This window comes from Aeromicrobium sp. S22, from assembly GCF_009661045.1.
GTDB classification, from domain to species: Bacteria; Actinomycetota; Actinomycetes; order Propionibacteriales; family Nocardioidaceae; genus Aeromicrobium; species Aeromicrobium yanjiei.
In genome coordinates this window covers 1,071,402-1,086,468 of the sequence record NZ_WJWV01000001.1, presented here as the reverse complement: position 1 = coordinate 1,086,468, position 15,067 = coordinate 1,071,402, and the positions used below count along the sequence as shown (strand labels likewise).

Sequence of the window (15,067 nt, the reverse complement as noted above, 5' to 3'; positions counted from 1 at the left end):
GTCGGTGGCAACGCGACACGCCCCAGGCGCTGTTGGACTTCGTATTCGGGCAAGGACGACTGCCCTGACTATTTCCAGCCCTTGCGGGCCGAGGGGAAACTGGCGCGGATATGCAAACTCGTCGCGCCAGAATGCTGCGTCAGCCCACCAAGGTCGAAGCCGAGTTTCTTAAGCTGAACTCCGAGAGAACCGTCGATCGAGTGGGTACGGTTGCTCCTGATATTTATCACGACCTCCGTTGCTCCGTTCTCCAGAACGCTGCTCACGGCGGCAGAGAACCCGGGTTCTGCCGGCCACCGTAAAGGCCGCGGATCCCGGGGTGCGCTGCCCGCGCCAGTGTGTCGGAAGTCGAAGCCACTGTTTTCTATCCGCAGCTGAGTCAGCTCTCCCCCGCGACGGAGGACCCTGGCTCGCACTCCGCGTCGAACGGTTACCTCGCCGTACGTCTCACAAGTGATCGAGGAAGCACCCAGCGTGTTCATAATTCGGATTGCCTCGTTGTATCGATCGCGGAGCGACCAATCGTCGTACTCCCCGAATGGAACCAAGAATGGTCCCGCTTCGCTGGGCACGCGAACGTAGACAAGCGCTGTTCGCGTCGCACCCTCGGTCGAGCGTGATCCGTCAGCCGACAATATTGGCGACTGATGGATCTCTACATGGCCTTTGAGTTCAACCGGGCTTTCGTCGTAATACGCAACAAGCTGACTCAACGGTTCCCTCCGAAGTGCGGTCTGATCACTGAGGTTAGGGCTTCAAGAGCAACCGTTCACAATGAACCCACAAATGGACACGCGATTCCGACACCATTGACCATCCTGGAACCCATATCGAAGGCGCGTCCCGGCGTCGAATGGCACCGAATCCGGACGGATCCTCCGGAAAATCTTGCGGACTGTTTGCGGACCGCTAGCCCGCTTTAGGCCTCTGACCTGCGCAAACGCGGCGATTCAGACGTTGAAGCGGAACTCCACGACGTCGCCGTCGGCCATGACGTACTCCTTGCCCTCCATGCGCACCTTGCCGGCGCTCTTGGCGGCAGCCATCGATCCGGCCTCGACCAGGTCGTCGAACGAGACGATCTCGGCCTTGATGAAGCCGCGCTCGAAGTCGGTGTGGATGACGCCGGCGGCCTGCGGAGCGGTGGCGCCCTTGGGGATCGTCCAGGCACGCGACTCCTTGGGGCCGGCCGTCAGGTACGTCTGCAGGCCGAGGGTCTCGAAGCCGACTCGCGCGAGGGCGTCCAGGCCGGGCTCCTCGACACCCATGTCGGCGAGCATCTCGGCGCGCATCTGCTCGGCCTCCTCGTCGTCGCCCAGCTCGACCAGCTCGGCCTCGGCCTTGGCGTCGAGGAAGATCGCCTCGGACGGGGCGACGAGGTCGCGCATCTTCTGCTTGAGCGCCTCGTCCTTGAGCTCGCCCGCGTCGCAGTTGAAGACGTAGATGAAGCGCTTCGCCGTCATCAGGTGCAGGTCGCGCAGCAGGTCGAGGTCGAGCCCGGCCTTGAGCACGCCGGTGCCGGCCTCGAGCGCCTCCTTGGCCTTCTTGGCCTCCTCGAACGGCGCGACGAGCGACTTGTCCTTGCGCGACTCCTTGTCCAGGCGCGGCAGGGCGTTGTCGATCGTCTGCAGGTCGGCCAGGGCTAGCTCGATCGAGATCGTCTCGATGTCGTTGGCCGGGTTCACGTCGCCGTCGACGTGGGTGACGTCCTCGTCGCGGAACACGCGGGTGACCTGGCAGATCGCGTCGGACTCACGGATGTGGGACAGGAACTTGTTGCCCATCCCCTCGCCCTCGCTGGCGCCGCGGACGATGCCCGCGATGTCGACGAACTGCACCGTCGCGGGGAGGATCTTCTCCGACCCGAAGATCTCGGCGAGCTTGGCCAGCCGGTGATCGGGGACGCCGACCACGCCGACGTTCGGCTCGATCGTCGCGAACGGGTAGTTCGCCGCGAGGACGTCGTTCTTGGTCAGTGCGTTGAAGAGGGTCGACTTGCCCGCGTTGGGGAGTCCGACGATGCCGATGCTGAGAGCCACAAGGGACGATCCTACGTGCTCACGGGTGGTCGAGGCCAAACGCCCGGAGCTCCTGGTCGTACCAGTCCGACGTCAGACCGAGATCGGTCATGCCCAGGCGCCGGCAGACGGCCTGCGAGCGGACGTTCTCGACGTCCGTCACGGCGTACACGCGCGGCATGCCCGCCTCGAACGCCCGCTCCACCAGGGCCGCACCCGCCTCGGTCGCGTACCCGTGCCCCCAGGCGTCGGGGTGCAGGTGCCAGCCGATCTCGTGCTCGTGGCGGTCCGCTCCCCCGCTGGCCGGGATCGGGACGAGCAGGGTCATGCCGATGAACGCGCCCGTGTCGCGCCGCTCGGTCGCGAACAGGGACGCCGCCGGATGGGTTCCGGCGCGCTGGCCGGCACGTTCGATGCGGGCGTACGCCTCCGAGACGTCCTGCATCGGGGTGCCCGTGCCGCTCCAGCGTGCGACCTCCGGCAGGGAGAACAGCCCGAACAGCGCGGGGGCGTCGTCGGACGTGAACGGACGCAGGTGGAGGCGCTCTGTGGTGATCGTGTCCATGGTCAGTAGGTCCCCGGTACGGGCCAGCTCAGCACGTCCCCGGCTCCGCGACCGTCGTCGTAGACGATGCGGTCGGAGTTGCCGGAGATCACCGCAGCCATGTTGTGCTGGCTCGTGGTGTCGCCGTTGAGGTACTCGCTGTGCCCGCCCGAGGCCTCGAACTCCTCACCGCCGAGCTCGGCGTCCTTGGCCGACAGACCCGTCATGCCGTCCATGTGGCTGGGGTCGATGCCGAACACTCCCCCGTCCGCGACCGCGTCGTTCTTGGCCTCGATGCGGAACGAGTGGTCGTCCGGAACGTCGATGTCGCCGATGTCACTCGTCCCGAGGCCAGGCGACCCGAAGATGACCATGTCGTCGACGCCGTTCTGCTGCTGCAGGGCCAGCCCTGTCGTCAGCGAGCCGTACGAGTGCCCCAGCGCCGTCAGGTGCGGGTCGTCGTCGCGGGAGGCGTCGATGCCGTTGTAGAAGTCGTTCAGATCGCCCGCCCCGGCCTGGGCCAGGTCGTCGTTCAGCACGCTGCGACCCGGGTTGACCAGATCCATCCCCATCTGCGGCGCGTCGTAGCCGATCCATGTCACCGTGGCCACGGATCCGTCGTCACCACCGGCGCGGGAGGCCTCCGCCTCGGACAGGCGTTGCAGCTCTGCCATGTGGGAGTCGTAGTCGCCCAGGCTGTCCTGGACGGTGCTGGTGAGCCCGGGCGTGAACGCCGCGACGTGATCGGCGGTGTCGACGTCGCCGATCGCCACCGCTGCGTGGAGCTGCTCACCGCTGTAGGGGTCGAGCAGCAGGAGCTGCCGATTGCCCATCGCAAGCGTGTCGTCGATCTCGTCGAGTGCCTTGAGCTTGTTCTTGACGTCCTCCAGGCGCGCGTCGTCGTTCGTGAACGTGCCGCCGAACCGGTTGTCGTCGAGATTGTCCTGCAGCCGGTCGGCCTCGTCCTGCAGCTCGGAGCGGTAGTCGTCGATCAGGTTGCGGTTGGCCTGGTCGCGTGCCCACGCCGGGATGCCGTCGGAGTTGCCGACCCATCGCGGGTTGTCGGCGATGACGGTGAGCTGCTCGGCCTCCGTCAGCCCGTTCCACCAGGCGTTCTGGTCCGCGGCACCGCCCTCGGGCGGAGGCAGCAGGTCGCTGCGGCCCTGGCCGGCGCCGGTGTCCGACGCGTCCGACAGATCGCCGCCGACGTCGAGCCCGGTCGCCGCGGAGCTGAGGACTGCGGCCATCTGCTCGTCGGCGTTGACCGCATTGCGCAGCGCCTGCTCGATCCGGTCGACGATCTCGTTGCAGACGGCCTGCCGGTCGGCCGCCTCGGTCTCGGTCTGCCCCTCGGTGCTGCGCATGTCGACCACGGCACCGGTCGTCGTGTCGACGCTGAACCCGTTGGACCGAGCGTGCTGCACCGCGTCACTGAGCTGCTGACACGCCAGCACGAGGGTCTGCCCCTCGGCGTCGACGGCGGTCAGCACCGAGCTGATCTCGGCGACCGTGTCGGCCAGGTCGTCCCCGAGACGCTGGTGCGCCGGGCGGGCGAGGGCAGCGGCCTCGGAGATCCATGAGGTCGGCGGCTGGCCACCATCGAGCTCGTCCTGCAGGTCGACCAGGGTGCGGCGGCACGCGACCAGGTCGTCGACCACGCCGGACAGCTGGTCCGGCTTCCAGGACAGGACCGCCGCGATCGTGGTCATTGGAGCCTCAGCAGGCGGGTCATCCGGTTGTACGCCGCGGCGTCCGCGCCGTCGTAGTTCTCGGCACTGCTCGCGAGGCGTGACTTCTGCGCCTCAGCGGCGGTGACCCAGTCCTCGAGCCGCCTCGTCCACGACGTCGAGCAGGTGCGCGCCGCGCTGGCGGAGTCGCTGCCGGGCAGGGCGGTGCTGATGCGCCCGACCGCGGTCCCGGGCGTCACTGCACCGACGCTCTCTACTGCCTCCCCCACCTTGCCGGCGGCGGTGCGCAGCTCGGCGGTCACGACCTCGATGTCCCCCATGGCGCCGAGATCAGCCCTTGTCCTTCTTGGCGTGGTCGGGAATCCCCGACGGAGCCGGCGCCGGTGCGGGCTGCGTGTCCCAGCGATGGCATCCGGTGCCGATGCTGATCACCGTGTTGGCCGAGCTCCCGACGACGTACCGCCCGCCGTTGGGGTCCTCACCGTAGATCTCCCAGTCGTCGGGCCGGTCGACGATCGTGCCGACCTCGTCGAAGCCGTGCGCGCGTCCGACCTTCCACACCGCCTCCATGATCGCGTCGCGATCGTCACCGGTCAGCGGCCCCTTCCGGGTGTAGTTCGGCAGGTTGGCGCGCTCGCCGTCCGGGTCCTCGCCGTTACGGCACCCGCTGCGCGACAGCTCCTTGATCGACGACGAATTCCCCCAGGCACCGGCGCCGGCGATCGCGTCGACCGCGGCCACCATCTCGGTGCGCATCTGCGTGTAGTCGTCGATGACCGTCTCCATGGACGGTCGATCCGCCGTGTTCTTCATCGTCGAGTCCTCGTCCTCTCCGCATGCCGTCAACAACCAACCGGCCAGCAGCAGGAGGATCAGGACGCCACGGTGTCGTCGCTGTCTGCCCACGCCGAGCTCCTCGCCGCTGTCGGCGGACCCCCCGATGGGCCCCGATTGCCCGTCACTCTAACCACCGGGACGGCGACCAGCCAGCCCTCGAACCAGGTGGCCGGCGCGGAGCCCGGGCTACGCTGCCAAGCATGACCGTCATCAAGATCAACGCCATCACCGTCCCCGCCGGATCCGGCGACGAGCTCGCCCATCGCTTCGCTGCTCGGGCAGGTGCCGTCGACGGCGCGCAGGGGTTCGAGGGCTTCGAGCTGCTCAAGCCCACTGACGAACGTACGCAGTGGCTCGTGCTGACGCGCTGGGCCAGCGAGGACGACTTCCAGGCCTGGATCAGCTCGCCGTCGTTCGCCGAGGGCCACCGGACCGCAGCCGAGCGGGCCGGCGGCGACGCCCCCAAGCCGGTCTCGACCCACAGCGAGGTCTGGAGCTACGAGGTCGCCGGCGGCTCCGAGGGCTGACCCTCGCGGATGGGGGGGCTGATTTGTCGGTGGGGGCGGTCATTGTTCTTGCATGGACGTCTTCCCCCTCCTTCTCACCGCCCTCCTCGCGCTGGTGGCCGGGCTTGCGATCGGTTATCTGCTCGGTGGCCGGCGCGCGCCGAGTGCCTCGGCCCACGACCTGAGCCTGTCCACGGCCGCCACCGCGCAGGCCGTCGAGCCGGTCAAGGAGAGCCTTGACCGCTTCGGCGAGCGGCTGCGCCAGCTCGAGGCGAGCCGCATCGAGTGGCACACCCAGCTGCGCGAGCAGGTCGACGCCGTCCGCCTGACCAGCGACTCGTTGCGCAAGGAGACCGCGTCGCTCGCCACCGCGCTGCGCCGCCCGCAGGTGCGCGGCCGCTGGGGCGAGATGCACCTCAAGCGCACCGCCGAGCTCGCGGGCATGCTCGAGCGCTGCGACTTCGACCTGCAGGTCAGCGTGAGCGACGGCGACTCGATCCTGCGCCCCGACATGGTCGTACGCCTCGCCGGCGGCAAGCGCGTCGTGGTCGACTCCAAGGTCCCGCTCGACGCCTATCTCGACGCCGTCCAGTCCGAGACCGACGAGGAGGGCGCCGCTCAGCTGCGCCGTCACGTCCGGCAGGTGCGCACCCACATCGACCAGCTCGCGGCCAAGTCCTACTGGTCACAGTTCGACCAGGCCCCCGAGTTCGTCGTGCTGTTCGTGCCCGGGGAGTCGATCCTGTCCGCGGCGCTCGAGGCCGAGCCGACCCTGCTCGAGTACGCCTCGGCGAAGAAGGTCGTCCTCGCGACGCCCACGACGCTCATCGCGCTGCTGCGCACCGTGGCGTACGCGTGGACGCAGGAGCAGCTCGCAGCCAATGCCCGGGAGATCCAGACGATCGCCCGCGAGATGTACGAGCGCATCGGCACGGTCGCCGGCCACGTCGACAAGCTCGGCCGCTCGCTGGAGTCGACGGTCCGGTCGTACAACGACGCGGTGAGCTCGATCGAGTCGCGCTTCCTCGTCACGGCCCGGCGTTTCAACGCGTTGCACGTGTCCACCACGCCCGTCGAGTCCCCCAGGCTCGTTGAGTCGACACCCCGTTCATTGACCGCTCCTGAGCTGGTCGATGAACTAACGTCTTAGCCATGACGCAGGCGGTGTCCCGCACACCAGCACGTGTGGCCCGGTACGACTTGAGTGCCGGCCAGGTCCTCGTCGCGTCCTGCGTGGCGATGGCCGCGATCGTCCTGCTCGACCTGATGGACGGCCGGCTCGGCCCGCTCTACTCGGTGGGCTTCGTCCTGGTCGTCGTCACCGCGCCGCTCAGCGTGGACGTCCGGGGGTTGTTCCCCACCGGCGTCCTGCCTCCTGTGCTGCTGATCGTCAGCCTGCTCGCGGTCTGCCTGTTCGCCCCCGACGCGATCCAGGTCAACGGCATGGCCAAGGACGCCGGCACGTTCGCCCGCCTCATCGCGGGCACGATCGACCACGGGCTGACGCTCGTGATCGGCCACGGGCTGGCGCTGGTCCTGATCGCCCTGCGCATCATCGGCGCCCCCGAGCGCTGACCCCCAGCCCAGATTTGCGGAGTCCTGCACGGAATCCGCGCGCGGAAACGTGCAGGAGTCCGCAAATCTGGGCGGGGACGGAGCGGTCAGCCCGTCGCCTCGTCGAGGAAGCACCAACGCCAGGCCTCACCGGGCTCGAAGCTGCGCATCACGGGGTGACCGGTCTGCTCGAAGTGGGCGGTGGCGTGCCCGTGCGAGGAGTCGCAGCACCCCACGTGGCCGCACCCCATGCAGAGCCGCAGGTGCACCCAGTCGAGGCCGTCACGCAGGCACTCCTCGCACCCCTGCGGAGTGACCGGGTCCGGCACCACGCACGCGACGGCCAGGTGCTCGCACGCCCCGTTCGGGTCGTACGTGGGACGCAGGTCGGTGTCGCGGTCCGCCGTCGTCTCGCCCTCGGACAGCCGGTCGAGGATCGACTCCTCGACGTCCAGCGCGTTCATGATGCGGGTCAGCACGGACTGGTCGACGGTGCCCAACGCACGGATCCGCAGCAGCTCCTGACGCTCGCGCCGCAGCATCTCGGCGCGCAGCCGGGAGTACTGCGCACTCGGCGTCTCGATGCCGCCCAGCCGCTCCCACACCGCGTTGGTGCGATCGGTAGCCCGCGAGCGCAGCCGGTCCATGACCGGCTCGGGCACCGTCCCCTCGACCTCCTTGTCGAGGTACTCCATGCCCGCGTCGGTCACCGCCTGGAAGATGGCCGCCTCCTGCAGGTGGTCCTCGTGCCGATCGGGCCCGGGCACCCTGAGCCGGCGCACCAGCCACGGGACGCTCAGCCCCTGGATCATCAGGGTGCCGACCGTGACGACGAACGCCATCAGCACCAGCACCTCGCGCTGCGGGGTGTCCTCGGGCAGCAGGAACACCGCAGCGAGCGTCACCACGCCGCGCATGCCGGTCCATGCCACGAGGAACGCCGACTGCGGCGTGGGCCGCTGCTCGTTCTCGGCCACGCTGGGGATGAGCCGGGGCAGGTACGTCGCGGGGAACACCCAGACCATCCGCACCACGATCACCGTGACCAGCACCGCGATGCACGACAGCGTGATCCGGGTGGCGGACAGGTCGGAGCCGCGGGCGTCGTCGACGATCGTGCGGATCTGCAGGCCGATCAGCAAGAAGACCGAGTTCTCCAGGACGTACGAGATCGTGGCCCAGTTGGTCCGCTCGAACAGCCGCGAAGCGCCGGACTGGATGATCGGCGACTTGTGACCGAGGATGATGCCCGCGACGACGACCGCGAGCACGCCCGACGGCTGGGAGTCGAGACCGGGGACGTGGATCTCCTCGGCCGGCAGGTACGCGATCCAGGGAGTCAGCAGCGACACCGCCACGTCGGTGACCTCGTCCTGGATGTGGCGGCGGATGCGGCCCACGACCATGGCCACCGCGAGACCGATCGCCACCCCGCCGACCGCCGAGACCACGAAGCCCGCACCCACTTGCCAGGCGCTGACCGACCCCGAGATCGCCGCGATCGACGTGCGCAGCGTGACGATCGCGGTCGCGTCGTTGACCAGGCTCTCGCCCTCGAGGATCGTCACGACCCGTCGCGGCAGTCCGATCCGGCGCGCGATCGCGGTCGCGGCCACGGCGTCCGGCGGCGCCACGACCGCCCCCAGCGCGAATCCCGCCGCCAACGGGATGTGGAGCAGCGCCGAGACCAGGAATCCGACGACGACCGTCGTGAAGAGCACCAGGCCGACGCTGAGCAGCGCGATGGGTCTGAGATTGGCCTCGAAGTCGATCAGCGACGTCCGGATGGCCGCGGCGTACAGCAACGGCGGGAGCAGACCCACCAGCACGATCTCCGGCGTGAGCCGATAGTCCGGGAACACCGAGATGTACGAGCCCGCGATGCCGACCACGATCAAGACCAAGGGGGCGGACAGTCCGTACTTGCCGGCGAGCGCGCTCACCGCGACGACGGTGGCCAGCAATGTCACGAGGGTGAAGGCAGTGTCCACCTCGACATTGTCTCAGCCGGCAACGATCTCCGCGGGCTCGCGCGGTCGGCCCGGCAGTCGTACGGTGTGAGGACGTCACCACTTCCGGGGGGAAGCCAACCATGACCGTTCTCGTACGTCGTAGCCGTCCGATCGTCGCCGTCGCCGCTGCCGCGGCCGTGGGGGCCGCCCTGGTGGGCGTCGCCCCGCAGGACGCCGGCGCGACACCGTCCGCGCCCTCGTCGGACGCCACCGCGTACGGCCGAGGGGGCGCCGTCAGCTCGGTCGACGCCAATGTCAGCCGCATCGGTGTCGAGGTGCTGCGCAAGGGCGGCAACGCCGCCGACGCGGCCGTCGCGATGGCATCCGCGCTCGGCGTCGCCGAGCCGTACAGCGCGGGCATCGGCGGAGGCGGCTACTTCGTCTACTACGACGCCAAGCGCAAGAAGGTCAGCACGATCGACGGGCGCGAGACCGCACCGGCGGGCATCAAGCCCGACGCGTTCGTCGACCCCGCGACGGGCAAGCCCTACACGTTCACGCCCGACCTCGTGTCGTCCGGCGTGGCCGTCGGCGTCCCCGGGACGGTCGCGACGTGGAAGTCCGCCCTCGACCGCTTCGGCACCCGCTCCCTCGCCCGCACGCTGGCGCCCTCGATCGAGCTCGCTCGCAAGGGCTTCGTCGTCGACGACACCTTCCGCAACCAGACCCTGGACAACAAGACCCGGTTCGCGGCCTTCCCCGACACGGCCGAGCTGTTCCTGCCCGGCGGGGACGCGCCCAAGGTCGGCACCCGGTTCCGCAACCCCGACCTGGCCCGCACGCTGTCCCGCATCGCGAGCCGGGGACCCGACGCGTTCTACCGGGGCACGCTGGCCGCCGAGATCGCGGACGTCGTGCGGCACCCGCGCAAGGACCCCGCCTCCGCACTGCCCGCACCCGCCGGCTCGATGACGACCCGGGACCTCGCGACGTACCGGGTCAGGAAGCAGGACCCGACCAAGGTCTCCTACCGCGGCCTGTCGGTCTACGGCATGGCGCCGTCCTCGTCGGGCGGCACCTCGGTGGGCGAGGCGCTCAACATCCTGGAGAACCACCGCCTCGGTGGAGGGACGCGCACCGCCCGCAGCCTGCACCTGTATCTCGAGGCGTCCGCGCGGGCGTTCGCCGACCGCAACGCGTACGTCGGAGATCCAGCGTTCGTCGACGTGCCGACCCGGACGCTGCTGAGCCAGCGCTTCGCCGACTCGCGCGACTGCACGATCGACCCGACCCAGGCCGCGCCGAAGCCGGTCGCGGCGGGCTCGCTGGACGGCAGGGGCTGCGCGACGCGGGCGGCCGCGGAGAAGCCCGACACCGAGAACGTCTCGACCACCCACCTGTCGGTCGTGGACCGCTGGGGCAATGCGGCGGCCTACACGCTCACGATCGAGCAGACCGGTGGCTCGGCGATGACGGTGCCGGGGCGCGGCTTCCTGCTCAACAACGAGCTGACCGACTTCACCGCGGCGTACGACCCGAAGGACCCCAACCGCATCGCCCCCGGCAAGCGTCCGCGCTCCTCGATGGCGCCGACGATCGTGCTCAAGGACGGCAAGGTGAAGTACGTCGTCGGCTCACCCGGCGGCGCCACGATCATCACCACAGTCCTGCAGATCCTGCTCAACCGGATCGACCTGGGCATGACCCTGCCCCAGGCCGTCGCGGCCCCGCGTGCGTCCCAGCGCAACGCCGCCACGACCCCCGCCGAGCCGGAGTTCATCGCGGCCTACGAGGACGCGCTCGCACCGTACGGGCAGCGGCTCGTGCCGTCGGGCGACCAGTTCACGTCCGCTGCGGAGATCGGCGCCGCGGCGACGATCGAGGTGGACAGGAGCGGCCGTTTCATCGCGGCCGCCGAGCCCAAGCGCCGAGGGGGCGGCAGCGCCCAGGTCGTACGCCCCGGGCGGTAGCTAGCCCCAGCCCCAGCCCGCCCCCAGCCCACATTTGCGGGGTTCTGCACTGTTTTCGCCCGCGAAAGCGTGCAGGACTCCGCAAATCTGGGCTGGTGGGCTGGTGGGCTGGGGGGCTGGCTACTTGTAGGGGACGCCTGCGGCCTTCATGTCCTTGCGGAGCTCGGGCGGCAGGGCGAAGATCAGGCTCTCGTCGGCGGTGCGCACGGCGTCGGCGTCCGGGTGGCCGTGATCGGCGAGATAGCCCAGCACCTCCTGCACGAGATCGTCCGGCACGGACGCTCCCGAGGTCACGCCGACCGTCTGGACGCCGTCGAGCCAGGCCTCGTCGATCTCGGAGATGTCGTCGATGCGGTAGGACGCCTTCGCACCGGCCTCCAGCGCGACCTCGACGAGACGCACCGAGTTGGAGGAGTTGGCCGAGCCGACCACGATCACCAGATCGGCGTTCTTGGCGATCTCCTTGACCGCGACCTGCCGGTTCTGCGTGGCGTAGCAGATGTCGTCGGACGGCGGATCCTCCAGCTGCGGGAACTTCGCACGCAGCCGGCTGACCGTCTCCATCGTCTCGTCGACGCTGAGAGTGGTCTGCGAGAGCCACGACAGGCGGGTGCCGGGCGGGAACTCGATGTGGTCGACGTCGTCGGGGGTCTGCACGAGCGTGATGTGCTCGGGAGCCTCGCCCGCGGTGCCCTCGACCTCCTCGTGACCCTCGTGGCCGATCAGCAGGATCTGGTAGCCGTCGCTCGCGAACCGCCTGGCCTCGTGGTGCACCTTGGTGACCAGCGGGCAGGTCGCGTCGATCGTCTTGAGCTGACGCTCGGCCGCCTCGGCGTGGACCATGGGCGAGACGCCGTGCGCGGAGAACACGACCGTGGCTCCCTCGGGCACCTCGTCGAGCTCCTCGACGAAGATCGCGCCACGGGCCGCGAGGTTGTTGACCACGTGCTTGTTGTGCACGATCTGCTTGCGCACGTAGACCGGCGCACCGTAGAGGTCCAGTGCCTTCTCGACCGTGATGACCGCGCGATCGACGCCCGCGCAGTAGCCACGGGGATCGGCGAGCAGCACGCTGCCACCGACCGGGGGCATGCCAAGGGAGACCTGGGAAGACATGCCTTCATCCTAGGTGACACGCAATGCGCCCGGGCCCGACGCGATGGTCCTCACACCTCATTCGGGGCGCACGAGGTTGATTCGGCCTGTAATGTCGGTCCGGTTGCCTCCACCGGGGCGGCACTGCGTACGCGCCGAGGCCCGTCACGTCCGCAGGAGTCAACACACGAGACGGGCATGGAAGACCCAGCACGACGGCTCCCACCGGAGCCTTGGGGTTAATCGGTATCGATCCGACAGGCATCCTTCGCGCCTGAACCCGACAGGTCATCTTTCACAGGCGTGCACGAAGGAACCCCTATGCGCACGTACACACGTGTCCTCGCGACCCTGTTCACCGCCCTCGTCGTCGTCCTGACCGGCCTGACGGGCACCGCAAACGCCAAGACCACCACCACGACCCGCGCAGACACCGTCCTCAAGCAGGCGGCCAAGCTCAAGGGCAAGCCCTACAAGTGGGGCGGCGCCGGCCCCCGCGCCTTCGACTGCTCGGGCTACGTCCAGTACGTCTACAAGAAGGCCGGCAAGAAGATCGGCCGCACGTCCGGCGCCCAGCTCAAGGGCAAGCGGATCGCCAAGGGCAAGAAGAAGCCCGGCGACATCCTCGTGTTCCGCCGCGGCGGCAGCGCGTACCACTCGGCCATCTACGCCGGCGGCGGCAAGATGTGGGAGGCCCAGCGCACCGGCGTCCCGGTCGGCAAGCACAAGATCTGGTCGCAGGGCTACGTCGTGGTCCGCCCCGGCGGCGGTCTCAAGATGACCAGCACCAACAAGGCCGTCAAGACGACCATCGCCGGCACGCACGGCTAGTCCGACCCCACCTCTAGGGTGATCGCATGGCCCTGGAGACGAGCGCGGAGACCCCTGCACCGCTGCGGCAGATCTCCCAGCTCCTGGCCGGCTACGTCGACCGCCTGGGCGCCGTGTGGATCGAGGCCGAGATCGCCTCGCTCACACGGCGCCAGGGGATGTGCTTCCTGACGCTGCGCGACCTGCAGGCCAAGGTCTCGATCGAGGCCAAGTGCCACGCGAGCGTGCTCGACGCCTCGCACGCCCCCATCACCGAGGGCTCGCGCGTCGTCGTGCACGCCAAGCCGAGCTTCTACGCCCCGCGCGGCAGCCTCGCCCTCGAGCTGCGGGAGATCAGACCCCAGGGAGAGGGCGAGCTGCTGGCCCAGCTCGAACGTCGCAAGCAGCTGCTCGCGGCCGAGGGACTGTTCGACCCGCGGCTCAAGAGGCCCCTGCCGGTCCTGCCGCGCGGCATCGGCCTGATCACGGGCAAGAACTCCGCCGCCGAGCGCGACGTCCTGCAGAACGCCCAGCTGCGCTGGCCCGACGTGCGCTTCGTGGTCCGGCACGCCCTGATGCAGGGCAACGACTCGGCGCGCGACGTGATGCGGGCGCTGGCCGAGCTGTCGGCGGACGCCTCGGTCGACCTGATCGTGATCGCCCGCGGTGGCGGCTCGATCGAGGATCTCCTCCCGTTCTCGGACGAGGGGCTGATCCGGGCGGTCCACGCCTGCACGGTCCCCGTCGTCAGCGCGATCGGCCACGAGCCGGACACCCCGATCCTCGACCTGGTCGCCGACCTGCGGGCGTCCACGCCGACCGACGCCGCCAAGCGCATCGTGCCCGACGTCCGCGAAGAGCTCGCCGGGGTCGCGGCCATGCGCGAGCGGGCGCTGCTGGCCGTACGCTCGCGGGTCGATCGCGAGCAGCGCGGCCTGGCGGACCTGCGCTCGCGCCCCGTCCTCGCCCGTCCCGCGACGCTCGTCGAGGCCGAGGAGGTCCGGCTCCACGACGTCCGTGACCGCGCCCGTCGCTCACTCGGGCACCGCCTGGACCGTGCCGGCGACGAGATCGGCCACCACCTGGCCCGGGTGCGAGGGCTGTCCCCGCTCGCCACCCTCCAGCGGGGCTACGCAGTGGCGCAGCTCGCCGACGGCGCGGTGATCACGTCGATCCAGCAGGTCCCCGACGGCACCGAGCTCACGGTCCGTGTCGCCGACGGCACGATCCGCGCCCGCACCCTGGCCGCCCTGCCCGCCCATCCTGCCGACATCCCCCTGCCCCCAGAGGAGCCCGACGATGACTGAGACCACTCCGGAGATCCCCTACGAGCAGGCTCGCGACGAGCTGATCGCCGTCGTGCAGCGGCTCGAGGCCGGCGGCACGAGCCTGGACGAGTCACTTGCCCTGTGGGAGCGCGGCGAGCAGCTCGCGGCGATCTGCCAGACCTGGCTCGACGGCGCGAAGGCCCGGCTGGCGGCCGCCTCGCGCTCGGGCGATCAGGACGTCGACAGCGAGGAGATGTAGCGCTCGACGACCTTGCGCGAGGCCGAGCTGTTGATCAGAGTCGTCACGCCGTCCTCGGCGCGGACGTAGATCCACCGGCCCTTGGGGCCCGAGCGGACCGACCACTCCTGCCCGTCGACCTCGGCCTTGCCCGCGGGCTTGCTGCCCTCGGCGAAACGGTCGACCGCACGATCGGCACTGACCTTGATCTGCTCCAAGCCGATGTAGTCGCCGGAGTCGGTGAAGACGCCGAGGTGCCACGCCTCCGGGTCGAAGCGGGCGGTCCTGGCCTCCCAGCCGCGCGGCAGCGACGTGGGCGCGAGCAGCGGGAAGGACGCGACCGGGCGGGCCTGCTCGACGACCTTGGCGTAGTCGATCGGGTCGATCGTCTTCGCGGTGTCGTTGGTGAACAGGATCTTGCCGAACGCCCAGAGCGCCAGCACGATGAGTCCGAGCACTGCGACGGAGCGCAGGATGTCACCCATTGCGGGATTGCCCCGGGAGGAACCGGTCGAGCTCATCGGCATCCTTTCGCGACGTCGGCGCGTCCACCCTACGGGGCCGGTCCACCTCGTCGTCCACGGACT

The 15,067-nt window shown here is 69.6% G+C and carries 16 protein-coding genes and 1 riboswitch; of the genes, 7 read left to right on the top strand and 9 right to left on the bottom strand.

Going from position 1 to position 15,067, the window contains the following annotated elements; translation table 11 throughout:
- Positions 1–68: 68 nt before the first annotated feature.
- The 6 genes from GEV27_RS05375 to GEV27_RS05350 all read right to left on the bottom strand — a co-directional run bounded on the left by GEV27_RS05375 (position 69) and on the right by GEV27_RS05350 (position 5,156).
- Positions 69–266, bottom strand: a complete 198-nt coding sequence (locus GEV27_RS05375; RefSeq protein ID WP_153933638.1) for a hypothetical protein — start codon at positions 264–266, stop codon at positions 69–71.
- A gap of 684 nt (positions 267–950) precedes the next feature.
- Positions 951–2,039: a redox-regulated ATPase YchF gene (gene ychF / locus GEV27_RS05370; protein WP_153653727.1), complete on the bottom strand. Its 1,089-nt coding sequence runs from the start codon at positions 2,037–2,039 to the stop codon at positions 951–953.
- A gap of 19 nt (positions 2,040–2,058) precedes the next feature.
- A complete protein-coding gene (locus tag GEV27_RS05365) occupies positions 2,059–2,583 on the bottom strand; it encodes a GNAT family N-acetyltransferase (protein ID WP_153933637.1) in 525 nt (174 codons plus the stop codon).
- 2 nt (positions 2,584–2,585) lie between these two features.
- Positions 2,586–4,271: an alpha/beta hydrolase gene (locus tag GEV27_RS05360; protein WP_153933636.1), complete on the bottom strand. Its 1,686-nt coding sequence runs from the start codon at positions 4,269–4,271 to the stop codon at positions 2,586–2,588.
- Entirely contained in the window at positions 4,268–4,570 is a 303-nt protein-coding gene (locus GEV27_RS05355; protein WP_153653733.1) for a type VII secretion target, read from the bottom strand. The genes GEV27_RS05360 and GEV27_RS05355 overlap by 4 nt, the downstream gene beginning before the upstream one ends.
- 10 nt (positions 4,571–4,580) lie before the next feature.
- A complete protein-coding gene (locus GEV27_RS05350; protein ID WP_153653735.1) occupies positions 4,581–5,156 on the bottom strand; it encodes an LppA family lipoprotein in 576 nt (191 codons plus the stop codon).
- 131 nt (positions 5,157–5,287) lie between these two features.
- On the opposite strand from GEV27_RS05350, the gene GEV27_RS05345 reads away from it, so the two are divergent.
- From GEV27_RS05345 to GEV27_RS05335, 3 genes are read left to right on the top strand one after another with little or no spacing between them, the layout of a single operon-like run.
- Positions 5,288–5,614: an antibiotic biosynthesis monooxygenase gene (locus GEV27_RS05345; protein WP_153653737.1), complete on the top strand. Its 327-nt coding sequence runs from the start codon at positions 5,288–5,290 to the stop codon at positions 5,612–5,614.
- Between the two features lie 52 nt (positions 5,615–5,666).
- Entirely contained in the window at positions 5,667–6,743 is a 1,077-nt protein-coding gene (locus GEV27_RS05340) for a DNA recombination protein RmuC (RefSeq protein WP_153910246.1), read from the top strand.
- 2 nt (positions 6,744–6,745) lie between these two features.
- Positions 6,746–7,168 (top strand): DUF6542 domain-containing protein, encoded by a 423-nt coding sequence (locus GEV27_RS05335; RefSeq protein WP_153933635.1) that lies wholly within the window; start codon positions 6,746–6,748, stop codon positions 7,166–7,168.
- A gap of 86 nt (positions 7,169–7,254) precedes the next feature.
- On the opposite strand, the gene GEV27_RS05330 is transcribed toward GEV27_RS05335, so the two are convergent.
- Positions 7,255–9,138, bottom strand: a complete 1,884-nt coding sequence (locus tag GEV27_RS05330) for a Na+/H+ antiporter (protein ID WP_153653743.1) — start codon at positions 9,136–9,138, stop codon at positions 7,255–7,257.
- A 101-nt stretch (positions 9,139–9,239) separates the two neighbouring features.
- Between GEV27_RS05330 and ggt the strand changes: the two genes are divergently transcribed.
- On the top strand, positions 9,240–11,069 hold the full coding sequence (ggt, locus tag GEV27_RS05325; RefSeq protein ID WP_153933634.1) for a gamma-glutamyltransferase: 1,830 nt from the start codon (positions 9,240–9,242) through the stop codon (positions 11,067–11,069).
- Between the two features lie 120 nt (positions 11,070–11,189).
- On the opposite strand, the gene GEV27_RS05320 is transcribed toward ggt, so the two are convergent.
- On the bottom strand, positions 11,190–12,185 hold the full coding sequence (locus GEV27_RS05320) for a 4-hydroxy-3-methylbut-2-enyl diphosphate reductase (protein ID WP_153910244.1): 996 nt from the start codon (positions 12,183–12,185) through the stop codon (positions 11,190–11,192).
- A 122-nt stretch (positions 12,186–12,307) separates the two neighbouring features.
- A riboswitch (cyclic di-AMP (ydaO/yuaA leader) is annotated at positions 12,308–12,483 on the top strand.
- 2 nt (positions 12,484–12,485) lie between these two features.
- Between GEV27_RS05320 and GEV27_RS05315 the strand changes: the two genes are divergently transcribed.
- Genes GEV27_RS05315 through GEV27_RS05305 form a run of 3 tightly spaced genes read left to right on the top strand, consistent with a single transcriptional unit; the run spans position 12,486 to position 14,501 of the window.
- Entirely contained in the window at positions 12,486–12,995 is a 510-nt protein-coding gene (locus GEV27_RS05315; RefSeq protein ID WP_153653749.1) for a C40 family peptidase, read from the top strand.
- A 26-nt stretch (positions 12,996–13,021) separates the two neighbouring features.
- On the top strand, positions 13,022–14,281 hold the full coding sequence (xseA, locus tag GEV27_RS05310) for an exodeoxyribonuclease VII large subunit (protein ID WP_153933633.1): 1,260 nt from the start codon (positions 13,022–13,024) through the stop codon (positions 14,279–14,281).
- Positions 14,274–14,501 carry an exodeoxyribonuclease VII small subunit gene (locus tag GEV27_RS05305; RefSeq protein WP_153653753.1) on the top strand — a complete coding sequence of 76 codons (228 nt, stop codon included), beginning with the start codon at positions 14,274–14,276 and terminating at the stop codon, positions 14,499–14,501. Before xseA ends, GEV27_RS05305 begins: the two co-directional genes overlap by 8 nt.
- On the opposite strand, the gene GEV27_RS05300 is transcribed toward GEV27_RS05305, so the two are convergent.
- The gene (locus tag GEV27_RS05300) at positions 14,474–15,001 is read right to left on the bottom strand and encodes a DUF4245 domain-containing protein (protein ID WP_228764919.1); all 528 of its coding nucleotides are present in this window, start codon (positions 14,999–15,001) and stop codon (positions 14,474–14,476) included. The genes GEV27_RS05305 and GEV27_RS05300 overlap by 28 nt on opposite strands.
- Positions 15,002–15,067: the final 66 nt, after the last annotated feature.